Source organism: Pseudomonas sp. LBUM1648 (genome assembly GCF_059716145.1).
Genome location: NZ_CP166808.1, coordinates 5,109,339 through 5,126,551 on the forward strand (window position 1 = coordinate 5,109,339; position 17,213 = coordinate 5,126,551).

The 17,213-nt window shown below is 60.3% G+C and carries 9 protein-coding genes; 5 read left to right on the forward strand and 4 right to left on the reverse strand.

Annotation, left to right across the window (positions count from 1 at the left end):
- Positions 1-22: 22 nt before the first annotated feature.
- The gene (locus tag ACA043_RS23175) at positions 23-409 is read right to left on the reverse strand and encodes a tetratricopeptide repeat protein (protein ID WP_401268686.1); all 387 of its coding nucleotides are present in this window, start codon (positions 407-409) and stop codon (positions 23-25) included.
- Between the two features lie 172 nt (positions 410-581).
- On the opposite strand from ACA043_RS23175, the gene pyk reads away from it, so the two are divergent.
- The gene (gene pyk / locus ACA043_RS23180; protein ID WP_187678108.1) at positions 582-2,033 is read left to right on the forward strand and encodes a pyruvate kinase; all 1,452 of its coding nucleotides are present in this window, start codon (positions 582-584) and stop codon (positions 2,031-2,033) included.
- Between the two features lie 115 nt (positions 2,034-2,148).
- Here the strand turns inward: pyk and ACA043_RS23185 are convergent, their stop codons facing one another.
- The 3 genes from ACA043_RS23185 to ACA043_RS23195 are packed head-to-tail and all read right to left on the reverse strand — an operon-like array spanning position 2,149 to position 4,962.
- On the reverse strand, positions 2,149-2,898 hold the full coding sequence (locus ACA043_RS23185) for an enoyl-CoA hydratase-related protein (RefSeq protein ID WP_497657992.1): 750 nt from the start codon (positions 2,896-2,898) through the stop codon (positions 2,149-2,151).
- Positions 2,899-2,927: 29 nt separating this feature from the next.
- Positions 2,928-3,863 (reverse strand): iron-sulfur-binding ferredoxin reductase, encoded by a 936-nt coding sequence (locus ACA043_RS23190; RefSeq protein ID WP_497657993.1) that lies wholly within the window; start codon positions 3,861-3,863, stop codon positions 2,928-2,930.
- A complete protein-coding gene (locus ACA043_RS23195; RefSeq protein WP_489878857.1) occupies positions 3,856-4,962 on the reverse strand; it encodes a GGDEF domain-containing protein in 1,107 nt (368 codons plus the stop codon). The genes ACA043_RS23190 and ACA043_RS23195 overlap by 8 nt, the downstream gene beginning before the upstream one ends.
- A gap of 567 nt (positions 4,963-5,529) precedes the next feature.
- Between ACA043_RS23195 and ACA043_RS23200 the strand changes: the two genes are divergently transcribed.
- From ACA043_RS23200 to ACA043_RS23215, 4 genes are all read left to right on the forward strand, one after another.
- Positions 5,530-7,053 carry a fumarate hydratase gene (locus ACA043_RS23200; RefSeq protein WP_133340783.1) on the forward strand — a complete coding sequence of 508 codons (1,524 nt, stop codon included), beginning with the start codon at positions 5,530-5,532 and terminating at the stop codon, positions 7,051-7,053.
- A 199-nt stretch (positions 7,054-7,252) separates the two neighbouring features.
- The gene (locus tag ACA043_RS23205; RefSeq protein WP_497657994.1) at positions 7,253-11,767 is read left to right on the forward strand and encodes a SpvB/TcaC N-terminal domain-containing protein; all 4,515 of its coding nucleotides are present in this window, start codon (positions 7,253-7,255) and stop codon (positions 11,765-11,767) included.
- The gene (locus tag ACA043_RS23210; protein ID WP_497657995.1) at positions 11,764-14,535 is read left to right on the forward strand and encodes an RHS repeat domain-containing protein; all 2,772 of its coding nucleotides are present in this window, start codon (positions 11,764-11,766) and stop codon (positions 14,533-14,535) included. The genes ACA043_RS23205 and ACA043_RS23210 overlap by 4 nt, the downstream gene beginning before the upstream one ends.
- 27 nt (positions 14,536-14,562) lie before the next feature.
- The gene (locus tag ACA043_RS23215; RefSeq protein ID WP_497657996.1) at positions 14,563-17,211 is read left to right on the forward strand and encodes an RHS repeat-associated core domain-containing protein; all 2,649 of its coding nucleotides are present in this window, start codon (positions 14,563-14,565) and stop codon (positions 17,209-17,211) included.
- The last annotated feature ends 2 nt before the right edge of the window (positions 17,212-17,213 follow it).

Consider the following 17,213-nt stretch of genomic DNA (forward strand, 5'->3'; position numbering starts at 1 on the left):
AGCTTTTGTATGACAACCACCATCAAAAACGGGTCGGACGCACCACGGCTGCGGCACTGCGGGTCGGGTAATGGCCCAGGCTCTGCAAGGTTTCCAGGCGCGCGCGGGCGCGGTAGGCGTATTCGCTGTTGGGGTACGAGGCGATGATGAACTGGTAGGTCTGCGCGGCATCGACAAACAGCTTCTGCCGTTCCAGGCACTGGCCGCGCATCATCGACACTTCCGGCCACACATACGGGCGGGCACGGCTGGCGCGTTCGACCTTGGACAGTTCGAGCATCACCTGCTCGCAATTGCCGCGATCATAGGCGCTGTAGGCGTTGTTCAAATGATGGTTCATCGACCAACGGGTGCAGCCCGTGACGGCGAGGACGCTGAGGGCAAGGGCGGCAATGGGCAACAATCGCATGGGGGTTCTCCTGTCTTGTGCTCTGTATCGACCCCTGGTCGGAAATCTTCAGGCGCGTTTGTCCCAAAGTTACCGCGTTCAATAAAGAAAATAGAAAGTAGTGCAAACGAACAATGACTACACCCCTCGAGCATAGTAGCCTTCGCTAGCGCTTGAACTCAGGAGTCTTTGCATGTCCGTCCGTCGTACCAAAATCGTCGCTACCCTTGGCCCGGCCAGTAACTCGCCGGAAGTTCTCGAACAGCTGATTCTGGCTGGTCTGGACGTTGCCCGTCTGAACTTCTCCCACGGCACCCCCGACGAGCACAAGGCTCGCGCGAAACTGGTGCGTGACCTCGCTGCCAAGCACGGCCGCTTCGTCGCCCTGCTCGGTGACCTGCAAGGCCCGAAAATCCGTATCGCCAAATTCGCCAACAAAAAGATCGAGCTGAAGATCGGTGACCAGTTCACCTTCTCCACCAGCCATCCGTTGACCGAAGGCAACCAGCAAGTGGTCGGCATCGACTACCCGGATCTGGTGAAAGACTGCGGCGTGGGCGACGAGCTGCTGCTCGACGACGGTCGCGTCGTGATGCGCGTTGATACCGCCACTGCCACTGAACTGCATTGCACTGTGACCATCGGCGGCCCGCTGTCCGACCACAAAGGCATCAACCGTCGCGGTGGCGGCCTGACCGCGCCGGCCCTGACTGAAAAAGACAAGGCCGACATCAAGCTCGCCGCCGAAATGGAAGTCGACTACCTCGCGGTGTCCTTCCCGCGTGACGCCGCCGACATGGAATACGCCCGTCAACTGCGCGACGAAGCCGGCGGTACTGCCTGGCTGGTGGCAAAGATCGAACGCGCCGAAGCCGTGGCCGACGACGAAACCCTCGACGGCCTGATCAAGGCGTCCGACGCAGTGATGGTTGCCCGTGGTGACCTCGGTGTGGAAATCGGCGACGCCGAACTGGTGGGCATTCAGAAGAAAATCATTCTGCACGCACGCCGCCACAACAAGGCTGTGATCGTTGCGACCCAGATGATGGAGTCGATGATCCAGAACCCGATGCCAACCCGCGCCGAAGTGTCCGACGTGGCCAACGCCGTGCTCGACTACACCGACGCCGTGATGCTCTCGGCCGAATCCGCCGCAGGCCTGTACCCGCTGGAAGCCGTGCAAGCGATGGCGCGCATCTGCGTCGGCGCTGAAAAGCATCCGACCGGTAAAACCTCCAGCCACCGCATCGGCAAAGTGTTCGAAAGCTGCGACCAGAGCATCGCGCTGGCAGCCATGTACACCGCCAACCACTTCCCGGGTGTCAAAGCGATCATCGCCCTGACCGAAAGTGGCTACACGCCGTTGATCATGTCGCGCATCCGTTCTTCGGTGCCGATCTACGCGTTCTCTCCGCACCGTGAAACTCAGGCCCGTGCGGCCATGTTCCGTGGCGTGTACACCGTGCCGTTCGACCCGGCATCGCTACCGCCGCACGAAGTGAGCCAGAAGGCGATCGACGAACTGGTCAAGCGCGGCGTTGTGGAAAAAGGCGACTGGGTCATCCTGACCAAGGGCGACAGCTACCACACCACCGGCGGCACCAACGGCATGAAGATCCTGCACGTGGGCGACCCGCAGGTCTGAGTGACCGGTTGCTGAAAAGCGAAAGCCCCGCCATGTGAATGGCGGGGCTTTTTGCATTCTGATCCAACAGGTGCGGCGCCTGTTCGGCCCTCATCGCTGGCAAGGCCGCGAAGATTCAGTGCCGTTTGATAAACCCGGTCAACGCCGCCAGCGCTTCGGGCGATCGCAGCCTTTGGGTGAACAACGCGCCCTCCGCTTCGATCACTTTGCGGATCAGCTCGCGATCCGGCGCTTTCATCAGTTGCTTGCTGATGCGCACGGCTTCGGGCGGCAACTCATCGAAGCGCAGGGCCATTTCCCGCGCCTTGGCCAGTGCCGCTTCGCCGCTGCCCAACGCTTCGCTGGCAATGCCCCACTCGGCGGCTTGTTCACCGCTGAAGCCTTCACCGAGCAACAACAACTCCGCTGCTTTGGCCTGGCCGAGCAAGCGCGGCAGGATCAGGCTGGAGCCGAACTCCGGGCACAAACCAAGGTTGACGAACGGCATGCGCAGGCGCGCATCACGGCTGACGTAGACCAGATCACAGTGCAGCAACAGCGTGGTGCCAATCCCCACCGCCGCCCCGGCCACGGCAGCGATCACTGGTTTGCGGAACTCAAGCAAGTTGAGCATGAAGTGGAACACCGGGCTGTCGAGATCGCTCGGCGGTTGCTGGATGAAGTCGGCGATGTCGTTGCCGGCGGTGAAGCACTCGGCGCTGCCGGTGATCAGCACGGCGTTGATTTCAGGATCGCTGTCAGCCTTCTTCAGCGCCTCGGCGAGACGACTGTACATCGCCCGGGTCAGGGCATTTTTCTTGTCAGGGCGGTTGAGGCGCAGGGTCAGTAAACCGCGTTCGCGTTCCAGCAGGATGGCTTCGGGCATGGCGTGTCTCGCGTCTGATGGATCAGCGCTCAACCACGGCTGAGGAAGACGTCGGCCAGCAGTTGATTGCGCGGCAGTCCAGCGAGGTACAGCCGCCGGGCAAAGGCGTCTACGCTGGTCGGTGAGCCGCAGACTAAGGCCAGGGTTTGCCGGGAAACAAGGCGCAGTTGCGCCAAAGCGGCGGGCGACTCGGCCGCCGTCCAGCGTTCGACGGTCAGGTTTTCCCGCTGCGCGGCCAGTGCCGCAAGGGGTTTGGCCAGATAGTGCTCGCCGGCGTCATGGGCCAGGTGAATGACGCGGATTGCGCCTTGGTGATCCTGGCGCAAGGCTTCACGCAGCACACCGAACAAAGGGCCCAGACCTGTACCGGCGGCCAGCAGCCACAACGGTCTTGCATGCCAGTCGGGGTCGTAATGCAGCGCGCCGCCGCGCAGTTCGCCGAGGCGGATCGGGTCACCGATCTGCAAGCGCCGCGCCGCATCGCTGAATTCGCCGGGCTGGCGGCAGTCGAGGTGAAACTCAAGAAAGCGGTCTTCTTCCGGCAGGCTGGCCAGCGAATACGGCCGCGCGATGTGATCGATCCACAGCACCAGATGTTGGCCGGCGCTGTAGCGCAAGGGCCGTTGCGGGGTCAGGCGCAGACGCAGGACGTTGTCACCGAGCCAGTCCAGCGCTTCGACGACGGCCGGGCGACCGTCCTTGATCGGGTCAAAGGTGTGCACCTGCAAATCTTCGATCACCTGACACTGGCAGGCCAGCCGCCAACCCTGCTCACGCTGTTCGGCGCTCAAGGCATCCGGGCGGTTATCTGCCGGCAGGCCTTGTACGCACTGCACCAGGCAGGCATGGCAACTGCCGGCGCGACAACTGTAGGGCACAGCCACGCCGTTCTGGTTGAGTGCATCGAGCAGATTGCTGCCCGCCGCCACCGACCAGTGCCGTTCACCGACGCGAAGTTCAGGCATCGACGTTCTCCCACGCGGCCGCACAGCGGTTGCGCCCGTCACGCTTGGCTCGATAGAGCGCCTGATCGGCGCGCTGCAAGGCGTCGTCCAGATCATCGTCCAGCGCCAATAAGGTCATGCCGGCCGAGAGGCTGAGATCTCGCACGTTCAGACCGATCAGTTCGACGTCGGTAAAGGCGATGCGCAGCCGTTCACAACAAGCCGTAAGGCGTTCGGCGTCGCAGTCGGGCAGCAACACCACGAATTCCTCACCACCATAACGCGCCAGCACATCGCCGTCGCGCAGGCATGCTTGAGCAACGCCGGCAAAGGCTTGCAACACCTGATCGCCGGCGGCATGGCCGTGCAGGTCGTTGATGCGCTTGAAATGGTCGAGGTCGATCAGCGCCAGACCGTGCAACACGTCGCTGTCCATCGCATTCAGTTCACGCGAGGCCAGGCGCAGAAAATGCCGGCGATTGAACAGGCCGGTCAGTTCGTCGGTGGCGACCAGGTCTTCAAGCTGGCGCATCATCCCGCGCAGGGTGTCCTGATGCGCCTGCAAGGCAAAGCGACGCTGGCGCATGCGTTGGCGCGAGACCTGGACGAAACGTGCGTAAATCACCAGCCACGCCAGCACCATCGCCAGGACGCACACTTGCAAGGCTGCGAGCGCCGGTTCCGGCAAGCGCATGTGATAGCCGTCCCACAGGGTAATTGCGCAGAAACTGAAGAACACCAGCAGCGCACAGCGAATAAACGCCCGCCGACTCAGATGAAACAGACCGAATAACAGGATCAGCACGTAGAACACCAGAAACGCGCTGCGTGCTTCATCCAGATGGGCGATCAGCCAGGTCTGCCAGCCGAGCCCGAGCAGCACTTGCGCTTCGGTCAGGCTGGGATCGGCAAAACGCAGGTTACGGCCGGACCAGAACAGGCCGAACAGGATGGCCTGAGTGATCACCACCAGCGCGCTGCCGATGGTCACTGTGCTCAAGGATTGGTCGTAATGCCCGGTGAAAAACGCCAGCCACAACAGCACCAAAGCCAATCCATAGGTGGCTGCAGCGAGGGCAAAGCGTTTGAGCAAAAGACGTTGAATGGCGTTATGGGTCAATCGTTGACTCACCGTGCGATTGGAGGCTGACCGAGTGTCCTACTCTACAGACCGGCTGCCACTTTAGTGGCGTAGTCGATAAATGACCACCGATTTTCGGGCTCGAAATTTGACGTCAAAAGTGTGGCCTCAAAAGCCCCTCACCCTAGCCCTCTCCCGGTGGGAGAGGGGACTGATCGCGTGGTTCTCACAAGCTACACCGACCTGAAATACCGAGCCGAATCGAGGTTTTGAAAACGACACAAATCGGCTCCCCTTCCCCCCAAGTTGTCTGAGCCCGACTCACATTTTTGAACAGCATGAGGATCGGCTCCCTCTCCCAAGGGAGAGGGCTGGGCTGAGCGGGCGATGTAGACGTGAAACCCGATGTCCGATATTCGCCCAACCATGCGACCAACGAATGACTACCTGCGCGTGTACGCCCCTTTGATGCGCGTTATACTGCCGCGCCTTTTTAGCGTCGCGCCAGCAGCCCCGGCGTGCCTTGAAAGGTGCTTGCGACCGACCGATACACCCAAGCCGCAGGCACCTTATTGAATGTTCCCGTCTTTTAGAGGAGCGCGACTCATGACCGTGATCAAGCAAGACGACCTGATTCAGAGCGTTGCCGACGCCCTACAGTTCATTTCCTATTACCACCCCGTGGATTTCATCCAGGCGATGCACGAAGCCTACCTGCGCGAAGAATCGCCAGCGGCCCGTGACTCGATGGCGCAGATCCTGATCAACTCGCGCATGTGCGCCACCGGCCACCGGCCGATCTGCCAGGACACCGGTATCGTTACCGTGTTTGTCCGCGTAGGTATGGACGTGCGTTGGGATGGCGCCACCATGGGCCTGGACGACATGATCAACGAAGGCGTGCGTCGCGCCTACAACCTGCCGGAAAACGTCCTGCGTGCTTCGATCCTCGCCGACCCGGCGGGCGCTCGTAAAAACACCAAGGACAACACTCCGGCGGTCATCCACTACTCCATCGTCCCGGGCAACACCGTGGAAGTGGACGTAGCGGCCAAGGGCGGCGGTTCCGAGAACAAGTCGAAAATGGCCATGCTCAACCCGTCCGACTCGATCGTTGACTGGGTGCTCAAGACCGTTCCGACCATGGGCGCCGGCTGGTGCCCACCGGGCATGCTGGGCATCGGCATCGGCGGCACCGCCGAGAAAGCCGCTGTCATGGCTAAAGAAGTGTTGATGGAATCCATCGACATTCACGAGCTGAAGGCCCGTGGCCCACAGAACCGCATTGAAGAAATGCGTCTGGAACTGTTCGAGAAGGTCAACCAGTTGGGCATCGGCGCCCAGGGCCTCGGTGGCCTGACCACCGTGCTCGACGTGAAGATCATGGATTACCCGACCCACGCCGCTTCGCTGCCGGTGTGCATGATCCCGAACTGCGCTGCCACCCGTCACGCGCACTTCGTGCTCGACGGTTCCGGCCCGGCCTCGCTGGAAGCGCCACCGCTGGACGCCTACCCGGAAATCGTCTGGGAAGCCGGCCCGTCGGCCCGTCGCGTCAACCTCGACACGCTGACCCCGGAAGACGTGCAGAGCTGGAAGCCGGGCGAAACCGTGCTGCTCAACGGCAAGATGCTCACCGGTCGCGACGCGGCGCACAAGCGCATGGTCGAGATGCTCAACAAAGGTGAAACCCTGCCGGTCGATCTGAAAGGTCGCTTCATCTACTACGTCGGCCCGGTTGATCCGGTCGGTGACGAAGTGGTTGGCCCGGCTGGCCCGACCACCGCCACGCGGATGGACAAGTTCACCCGTCAGATCCTTGAACAAACCGGCCTGCTGGGCATGATCGGCAAGTCCGAGCGCGGCCCGACCGCAATCGAAGCGATCAAGGACAACAAGGCTGTGTACCTGATGGCCGTTGGCGGCGCCGCTTATCTGGTGGCCCAGGCCATCAAGAAGTCCAAGGTGCTGGCATTCGCCGAACTGGGCATGGAAGCGATCTACGAGTTTGAGGTCAAGGACATGCCGGTCACCGTAGCGGTGGACAGCAACGGTGAGTCGGTACACATCACCGGTCCTGCGATCTGGCAACAGAAGATCAGCGAAAGCCTGGCGGTCGAAGTGCAGTAAGCGCTTTAACGCTGTAAAAAAGGCCGGCCCGTCATACGACGGGCCGGCCTTTTTGTTTATTCAATGATTTGGCGATAAAAACATCGCCCATGCATACAAATCGGTCTTGCGCACCTGTCAGGTCTGACAGGTTACCTCGCGCCTGATTGTTGCTAGCGTCTATCCACCCTCGCCCTCCGCGTGCGCAACGGACAAGACCATGGCCGATCAGGAACTGAACATCACCACACCTTCCATTGCCAAGAGTTCGTCGATTGCCACCATCGGCAAAAGTTGGGGGGCCGTCGGGCCGACCGGCGCAGCGTCGTTCGAGCTGCCGATGCCACTGTCCGCCGGGCGTGGCTGGGATCCGCAACTGTCGCTGACTTACAGCAGCCAGACCGGTAACGGCTCGTTCGGGATTGGCTGGGGACTTGCCCTCAGTCAGATCAGCCGGCGCACCAACAAGGGCGTACCGCGCTATACCGAACACGACGAGATCATCGGCCATGACGGCGAAGTGTGGATGCCGGAGCTGGAAGCCGACGGCACAATCAAGTCCCGCCATGAATCCACTTATGACGGCGAGAACATCGGCCTACACCGTGTGGTGCGCTACTGGCCACGGGTTGAAGCGGACTTTTCCCTGCGTGAATACTGGCAACGAGAGCCTGCTTCGAAGGAGGCCGCAACGCCTGGTTTCTGGCTGATACACGGTGCCGATGGTTCGTTGCACGTCTACGGCAAAACAGCCGCCTCACGCCGTGAAGACCCACAGGCTCAGGGCCGTGTCGGCGCCTGGCTACTCTGCGAAAGCATGAACACGCGCGGCGAACACATCTGTTATCGGTACAAGGCCGATGATCAGGATCCCGACCCGATCCATGACTACAGCGCCCAGCGCTATCTGGAGCGGGTGTGCTACGGCAACTTCACGGCGAGCAAGAAATTGTATGCCTGGGAGGCGGAGGACGCGGCCCAACCGGATTGGCATTTTCAGCTGATCTTCGACTACGGCGAGCGCACTACGTCGCTGACTGAAGTCCCGGTTTACGACGGCGCCACACTGTTGCCGTGGCCTCTGCGCCCGGATCCCTTTTCAACCTATGGCCAGGGCTTTGAAGTGGGCACCCGTCGGCTCTGTCGGCAAGTACTGATGTTTCATCACTTCCCCACAGCCCCGGGCGACAAACCTCTGCTGGTTCGGCGTCTGCTGCTGGAATATCACGACCTTCAAAGAATGACGCAGTGGGCGTTCAGTCAGATCAGCGCCGCCCACTATCAAGCCTTCGATGCCAGCGGTTACGTGGAAAACACGCCGCCGGTGGAGTTCGACTACTCAGCCTTCGAAATCAATAAAACCCCGACACGCCTGCTGGCAACAGACACGCAACCGGGCGTCGAAGACGGCGGGTTCTACCAGTGCGTTGACCTCTACGGCGAAGGCGTGCCGGGGTTTCTCTGCCGCTATGACCAAGGCTGGTACTACCGCGAACCGCTACGCGCAAAAGTAGGTGGTGATGAAATCAGCTATGGACCATGGACTGCGCTGGACAGGATTCCGCTGGCTGATCGCAATCGGCCGGTAATGCAATGGCTGACCGATCTGACCGGTGACGGACGTCTCGACTGGATCACCGCACAACCAGGCGCCAGCGGGTTTCGCACGCTGAATGCGCAACGCAACTTCGCCGATTTCGTGCCGTTCAACGCGTTTCCGCTGGAGTTTTTCCACACGCTGGTGCAACTGGCGGATCTCAGCGGTGACGGCCTCAGCTCGATTGCCCTGATCGGCCCGAACTCGGTGCGCCTGTACGCCAACCAGCGAGAGCAAGGGTTCGCCCGGGCCGAAGAGGTGCCGCATTCACCACCCGATGACCGCTTGCCATTATTCAGCGACTCGCCCACTGAACTGGTGCTGCTCGGCAATCTGCTGGGCAGCGACATGCCCGAACTGTGCCGCATTCGTCATGACGAAATCCGCTGCTGGCCGAACCTGGGTCACGGCCGGTTTGGTGAAGGTCACAAGATCAGTGACCTGCCCTTCACATACGAGCAATTCGATTCATCGCGGGTACGCCTCGCCGACCTCGATGGCTGTGGGGCACCGGCGCTGATCTATCTGAAGTCCGATGTGTTCGAGATCTATCTGAACCGCGGCGGCAACGGGCTGGAACAGATCCCGGTGATCGTGCCCTGGCCGCAAGGTGTGCGTTATGACCGCCTGTGCCAGGTGAGCTTCGCCGACCTGCAAGGTTTGGGCTGTGCCAGCCTGATACTGACGGTGCCGCACCTCGCACCGCAGCACTGGCGCTACGATTTCGTCGCGGCCAAACCCTATTTGCTGACGGCCAGCAACAACAACATGGGTTGCAGCGCCAGTGTGGTGTATCGCAGTTCCGCCCAGGAATGGCTGGATGAAAAACAGCGGATGCTCAAGCTCAAGCGTCTGCCGGTTTCGCACTTGCCGTTCCCGGTGGCGGTGGTCAAAAAACAACTGCAACTGGATGAAGTCACCGGCAACTGCCTGACCCAGTCTTTCACTTGGTGCGAAGGGGTTTACGACGGCCAGGAACGCGAGTTCCGCGGTTTCGGACTGTTGCAGCAAACCGATAGTGAAAGCGCCACGGGCGATGATGACGTCGGCTTCAGCGAACCGGTTCGGGTCTGCACCTGGTTCCACACCGGGCAGTCAATGGATCGGGCGCGTGATAGCTATTTCAATGAGGATGCGCAAGCCGTCGCACTGGGCACCACACTGTTCAGCCGTTACCACGCCGGCGACGAAATCGATGAGCCCATCTCGCCGCATGACGCTGACAGTCAATACCAGATAGCCCGAGCGCTGGTCGGCTCGATCACCCGCATCGAAACCTATGCCGATGCGGATATGGATCAGCCTGGCATTGCCACGCCTTATGCGGTGCAAGAGCTACGTTATCTGGTGCGCGAAGTCCGGCCCAAAGGGCCATATGCGGCCGCGGTATTGCTGCCGTTGGTACTGGAAAAAATCAGCTACCAGTACGACCGGTTTATCGACGATCCGCTGTGCCGTCATGAGGTCAATCTGCGCTGGAACGACTTCGGTCTGTCGACCCATGCGTTGGCCGTGAGCTACGCCCGCAGGCTTGTCGACTCGGACACGCCGCCGTTCAGCGATCCCGATGAACAACAGTGGTGGCGCGACGCTCATGACGAGGCGCAGCAATCCTTCTACATCAGCGAAACCCGCGCGCGATACATCAACCTCGACAGTAATCCCCAACAGTGGCGACTGGGCCTGCCCTGGCAACAGCGTGGCAACGCGCTGGTCTTGCCAAAAGGCCCACTGCCTGAGGGACTGTCCGCGAGTGAGGTGTGTTTCGAGCAACTGGCTTTGCATCAGGATTCGCCGCACTGGAACACTCAACGAGTCCTGACGACACAGTCGGTGCAGCGTTATGTGCAGGCGGACGGCTCGCCGCTGGACGACGGTGTCGCCGAGTTCGAAGCACTGGCCGGGCCACTGGAATTGGCGCAGTTGGACAAGACCGCACTGGACGCCTACAACGTGCTGCCGCCGCCGTTCGATATCCGTGTCGAACTGAAAAAAATCGGTTACACCGCCATGCAGTTGCTGTTTGAGGTAGAGCCGGACGATGCCGAAGAAAATCTATGGTCATCGACATTCGGCTACGCCGAGTACGCCGACCTCAAAGGGTTTCACCAGGTACACGGCTACCACGAAACCCCGAGCCATGGCGTAACCCTCGCCGAATACGACGACTATCGGCTGGCGATCACCCGCGTCGAGTTGCCGGATGGTTGCACCACCCAGGTCGAATACGACTACCACGCGCTGCAACCGCTGCGTATCATCGATGCCAACGAGAATGTCGAGGAGGCGATTTACGAACCCTCCGGCCAACCACTGGCCACCAGTTTCCACGGTACGGAAAACGGGATGCCTGCCGGTTTCAAACCGTTGAGCGAATACCGCCGCCCCGAAGACCATCGACCGGATACCGCGATTGACGATCCGCAAGAGGCGCTGCAAAAAGCCGCCAGCACCTTGCGCAAGGACTTGTTCAGCTGGATGGGGCAGATCCCGCCCGACAACCGCGCCAGCGGCGAATGGATCGCCAACGGTTACCTCCTGCCCAGCGGCCATATTCGTGCCAGCGCCCGCCGGCGACTCGCGCGAATCGGCAATCTGACGGCGACAGAACAGAACTTGCGCGAGGCGATCGCAACAACCCGACGCGAACCGGTACACAGCGTCGTCCTCAGCGCCGACCGCTACCCCGATGACGCCGTGCCGGCACAGATCCACATCACCAAGGCCTGCGTCGACGGCTTTGGTCGAGCGCTGCAATCCCAGCAGTTGGTTGAACCCGGCCTGGCCTATGCGGTGGACACCGACGGCTCGCTGATCGTTGAAGACGGCAAGTTCGTTGAAGTACAAGCCAATCCACGGTGGCGCGTCAGCGAGCGTGTCGAATACAACAACAAAGGCTTGGCGGTGCGCCAGTTCCGGCCGTTTATTGCCAATGCCCACGGTTACATCAACGACCAGTCGCTGCACGATCTGGGGTACTTCGATCAGCTGTTCTATGACCCGTTGGGGCGTGCGGTCAAATTGCTCAACGCCAAGGGCGACTTCTCTCGCGAGACCTATCATCCGTGGTACCACGCCAGCGAAGACTTCAACGACACCGCTGAACCGGTGCCGCCGAAGCGGACATCACGGCGTTGAACGCCTCCGTGCATTGGCGCACGCCCTCACTCACGGTGAGTGAGGGCCGGGGTCTGGCAGTTCGTCAGATCGAATATTTGCGCAGCGTTGCCGGTGAACCCGTGACTGCGCTGATAACCCGTCAGCGTCACGACGTGAATGGACGCAGCGTGGCGCAATGGGACCCGCGCTTGTCCGAGCCGAACCTATCAACGGTTTACGGGTTGGCTGGCCAAGTGCTGAAAGTCGACAGTGTCGACGCCGGCTGGCGCCTGAATCTGCCGGGGCTGGCGGGTGAACCGCTGGAGCGCTGGGACGCGCGCGGCAACCATTGGCACACGACTTTCGACGCTCAGTTGCGGGTGGTGGCGCTCGAGGAAAACGGCGAAGCAGGCGTCGATCTTTTTACCTATGCCGATGCCACCGCCGACAAGCAATACAATCTGCGCGGGCAGTTGCTAAAGCAGCAAGATCGCTCCGGTACGCTGCGCACGGACAGCTTTGCCCTGGGCGGCCAGCCACTGGCAGACACCCGCACTTTTCACGATGGCGCAGCGTTCACCAGTCGCCGGTCTTTCAATGCGCTCGGCGCAACGCTGGAACAGATCGACGCCGGCGGGCATCGCCAGCAATCGTTCCACGGTCGCTCCGGGCAGCTTCAGCAGGTGAAGCTGCTGGTCAATGGCGAGCCAGACTGGCAAACGCCGTTGCTCGATGCGCAGTACAACGCCAGCGGACAGATCATCGAGCAACTGGCCGGTAACCATGTGCACAGCTACTGGGCGTACGACCCGGCCGATGGCCGCTTGCGCACGCAGTCCAGCCGCCAAGACGCCGGGCCGGTGCTGCAAGACTTCGAATATTTTTACGACCGCGTCGGCAACCTTCTGCGTATTGAGGATCACGCCTTCAAGCCGGTTTACTTCGCCAACCAGGTGGTCGATGGTCACCGCGACTTCACCTACGACTCGCTGTACCGACTGACCAGCGCCAGCGGTTATGACGACGGCCCGCTCTCGGACATTCCGGGACTGCCGCAGCCGAGCGACCCGAATAACCGCCTCAACTACACCCAGACTTACCACTACGACTCCGGTGGCAACCTGATCGAGTTGAGCCACGTACGTGCTGGCGCCAACCAGACACGGGAGATGCGCATTGATCCGCAAAGCAATCGCGGGGTGCGCTGGAAACCGGGCGACCCCGATCCCGTGTTCGACACCTTGTTTGACCGCCACGGCAACTGGCTAGCCGGACAACCCGGCCAGCCCCTGCAATGGAACGCCCGCGACGAACTGCAAGGCGTGACCCTGATACACCGCGAAGGCGGTCGCGATGATGCCGAACATTACCGCTACAGCCAGGGCGCACGGGTGTTCAAACGGCATGAATTCTTTACCGATAGCGCCGAACACTTTCATCAGGTGCGCTACTTGCCGGGCCTGGAGATTCGCAACAAAGACAACGGCGAAGAACTGCACGTCATCAGCGTCGGCAACGCACGCTGCCTGCATTGGGCAAAAAATCCGCCGCGCGGCATCGACGACAATCAGCTGCGCTACAGCCTCGACGATCACCTGGGTTCCTGCGTCATGGAACTGGATCAGAGCGCACAGGTGATCAGCCACGAAGGCTATTACCCATTCGGCGCCACGGCGTGGATGGCCACAGCATCGGCCATTGAGGTGAGTTACAAATTCGTCCGCTATTCGGGCAAGGAAATGGATGTCAGCGGTTTGTATTACTACGGCGCACGCTTTTACGCGCCCTGGCTGCAGCGCTGGATCAGCGCCGACCCATCGCAGGCCGATGGCTTGAACCTTTATGGGTTTGTGGGGAACAACCCGATGCGATTTATCGATCCTGACGGAAATACCCGAGCGGAAGCCGTGATCATGTTGACGTCGCAGTTCTTGGAAGCCGTCAATGGGCACTCCCAGCAGACCATGGATCAATTCCATAACATCCTTCATCCCCCCCAGAGCTACTTCAAAACAATGGTGCTGAACACCGTTGTCGAAGGTATTAACTGGTTTGGCGCGACCTACAAGGCAGGCAATGCCGGTGCCGAAGCGTTCGACCTCGCAGTACCCGGCTTGCCTCAACCAACGCCTTATCTGACGGGTGGAGGGATAATCGGGGGCAACCTGGGCGGCGAAATCGGCGGCGGCATGATCGCTCCGGTGATGGAAGGTGTCGGACTGGGGCTCGGTCCGCTCATACCGCAAACCTCAAAAATGTCAGTGAGCGCAATTGACGAGCGATTGGGCATCGGTGATGCCGTCAACGAGATCAATTCGTGGACAGACATGAAAGAGCAACTGATTCACCCGGCGCTCAATTCCGTACTCAATCCTGAATTCGTCATGAACCGTGTCATGGCCTCATGGATATCGATCATCCCCCACTTCCTGAATCTGTTTTCGAGAGCCATTGAGGCTGAGGACATCAAGAACCGACTGGATCCGGTGAAGATCGAAAAAATCGAAAAAATGCTGACCGACTGGAAAGCGGCGGTCGAGCAACGTTTCGCCTGGGCCGAAAATGCCTTTGATGCGCACGGTACAGACACCGTCAATCCAGCCAGATTACTGCCCAACGTCAACAACCTGACATCCAGAGAAACCCTTACCCCCATCACTCGCTCAGGCATGCGCGATTTGCACAGCGCCACACTGAGCAACATTGCACGCACCCAGGCTATGGTTGCCCAATACAAAGAAATGGGCACCACGGACAATCAGTTTTTGCTCAAGCAGGCGCGTGCGGCGAAGAAAAAGGCCGGCTGAAATGATCACGTGCGCAAGTATCCGGTCATGACTCAGACAGTCCACTGGCGCACGCCGACCCTGCGAGTGCATGACGCCAGGGATCTGCCGGTCAGCCAGGTCGCCTACTTACGCAAAGTCGCCGGCGCCGATGTTGAGTGCCAGATCACCCGCCAGCGCCACGATCCCATCGGTCATTTGATCGCCCAGTGGGACCCACGCCTGCCGGGTCCCTGCTTGACCACGGTTTACGGTTTGGGTGGCGCCGTGCTGAAGTCCGACAGCGTCGATGCCGGCTGGCGCCTGAGTTTGCCGGGCCTGGGCGGTGAGACACTGGAGCGCTGGGATGAACGTGACAACCACTGGCGCACGACGTTCGACAATCAGTTGCGCGTGGTGGCGGTTGAGGAAAACGACGAGGCCGACGTCGATGTGTTTACCTACGCCGATGGCTTGGCCGACCCCGGACACAATCTGCGTGGGCAGTTGCGGGAGTTGAAAGACCGGTCAGGCACCCTGCGTACAGACAGCTTCGCCCTGCCTGGCCAATCGCTGACAGAAACCCGCACCTTTCGCGATGCTGAAACGTTCACCAGTCATCGAGTGTTAAGCCCCCTCGGCGCGACGCTGGAACAGACCGACGCTGGTGGGCATCGGCAGCAATCGCGCTACGGCCTCGCCGGTCAGCTCAAGCATGTACAACTGCTAGTCAGTGGACAGTCCGACTGGCAGGCAGTTTTACTCGACGCACAATACAACGCTGCCGACCAGATCATCGAACAGCAGGCTGGCAATGGAGTGCGCAGCCATTGGACTTACGATCAGGCCGATGGCCGGCTGCGCACCCAGTCCAACCAGAAAGACGCCGGCCCGCTGCTGCAAAGCCTGGAATATTTCCACGACTCGGTCGGCAACATCATCCGCATTGAAGACCACGTTTTTCAACCGGCCTGGTTCGCCAATCAGCTCGTCGATGGCCACCGTGATTTCACCTATGACTCACTGTATCGACTGGCCTGCGCCACCGGTTACGACGACGGCCCGCTCTCGGACATTCCGGGCCTGCCTCAACCGACCGATCCGAACAACCGCCTCAACTACACCCAGACTTACACCTACGACGCTGGCGGCAATCTGGAAAAACTTGTCCACGTACGCGATGGCGCCAGTCACACCGTCCAGATGTGCATTGACTCGACCAGCAACCGCGGCGTGCGCTGGAAACCGGGCGATCCGCCACCGGAGTTCGAGAAACTGTTCGACCGTCACGGTAATCAGCAGGTGACGCAACCGGGACAGGCCATGCGATGGAGCGCCCGCGACGAACTGCAAAGCGTAACGCTGATTGCCCGAGAAGATGATCGCGATGACGCCGAGTATTACCACTACAGCCAGGGCGTGCGGGTGTTCAAACGCCATGAAACCTTCACCGACAGCGCCGAACATTTCCATCAAGTACGTTACCTGCCGGGGCTGGAAATTCGCGACAAGGACAACGGCGAAGAACTGCACGTGATCAGTGTTGGCGGTGCGCGCTGCCTGCACTGGGCAAAGAATCCGCCCCAGGACATCGAAAACGATCAACTGCGCTACAGCCTCGATGACCACTTGGGTTCCTGCATCATGGAGCTGGATCAAGACGCCCGGGTCATCAGCAGCGAAGGCTATTATCCGTTCGGCGCCACCGCGTGGATGGCCGCAAGATCAGTAATCGAGGTCGATTACCGGTTCATCCACTATTCGGGCAAGGAGTTGGATATCAGCGGTCTGTATTACTACGGCGCACGCTATTACGCGCCGTGGTTGCAGCGTTGGGTCAGCCCTGACCCGGCGGGAGATGCAGACGGGTTGAATCTGTATGGATTTGTCGGCAACAACCCGATGGTTTATGTCGACCAGAGAGGTACTTCCAGGATCCTTTTCGATCTGGCGAAAAGAGCTGTCGGCATCTTCGACAAAGCCAAAACCGCGACAGATCAGTTGCACAATCTGACTTCCGAATTCGACGGACTGATTCCCGAAGGCGCGGATATCGAAGAGCTGCGCAAGAACATGACGCTCGGCAAGTTTCTCAAGTCCAGGCACGGGATCAAATCCGCGTTTTATGGCGCGGGGAAAGGGGCCGCGATCGGCAGCGTTCTTGGCACGGCGGTGCCGGGGATTGGCAATGCCATTGGTACAGGCGTGGGTGCGATCGTCGGTGCGATCGTTTTCCCGTTGCTGCGTTATTACTTTTTCAAGAAAGGTTTGAAGCTTGCACAAACGCTGCACACCCAGGAGCTCAAGGACGGCGTGAGCGCGGCGGGCAATGCCGTTTCCAGCGCGATGGAGGCAGGAAGAGATCTGCTTCGAGGAGGGGCACAAGTGTTCAATGGTCTCAAGAACCTTCCCGACACCCTAAAGGAATACTCTCAGGACGCGCGCGATACCTTCAACGAAGGATTGAAGGCCCTTACGAACGAGCAGAAACTCAAATTCTATAGCCTGCTGGAAGACAATGTCTCGCCGTTCCAGGCGATGGAAAAGGCAAAGAGTGTCATTGAGAACGTGCCAGGCATTGTCAGCGAGGCCGTACAGGCCAACGACCGGTTGCAACAACTAGAGCGCTCGATCATTGAAGAACCGAGGCCAAGGCCCGTGCCCAAACCCCGGACGAAATTCATTCGTCGCGTGTCGGTCGGCGAAACATACGTGTGACC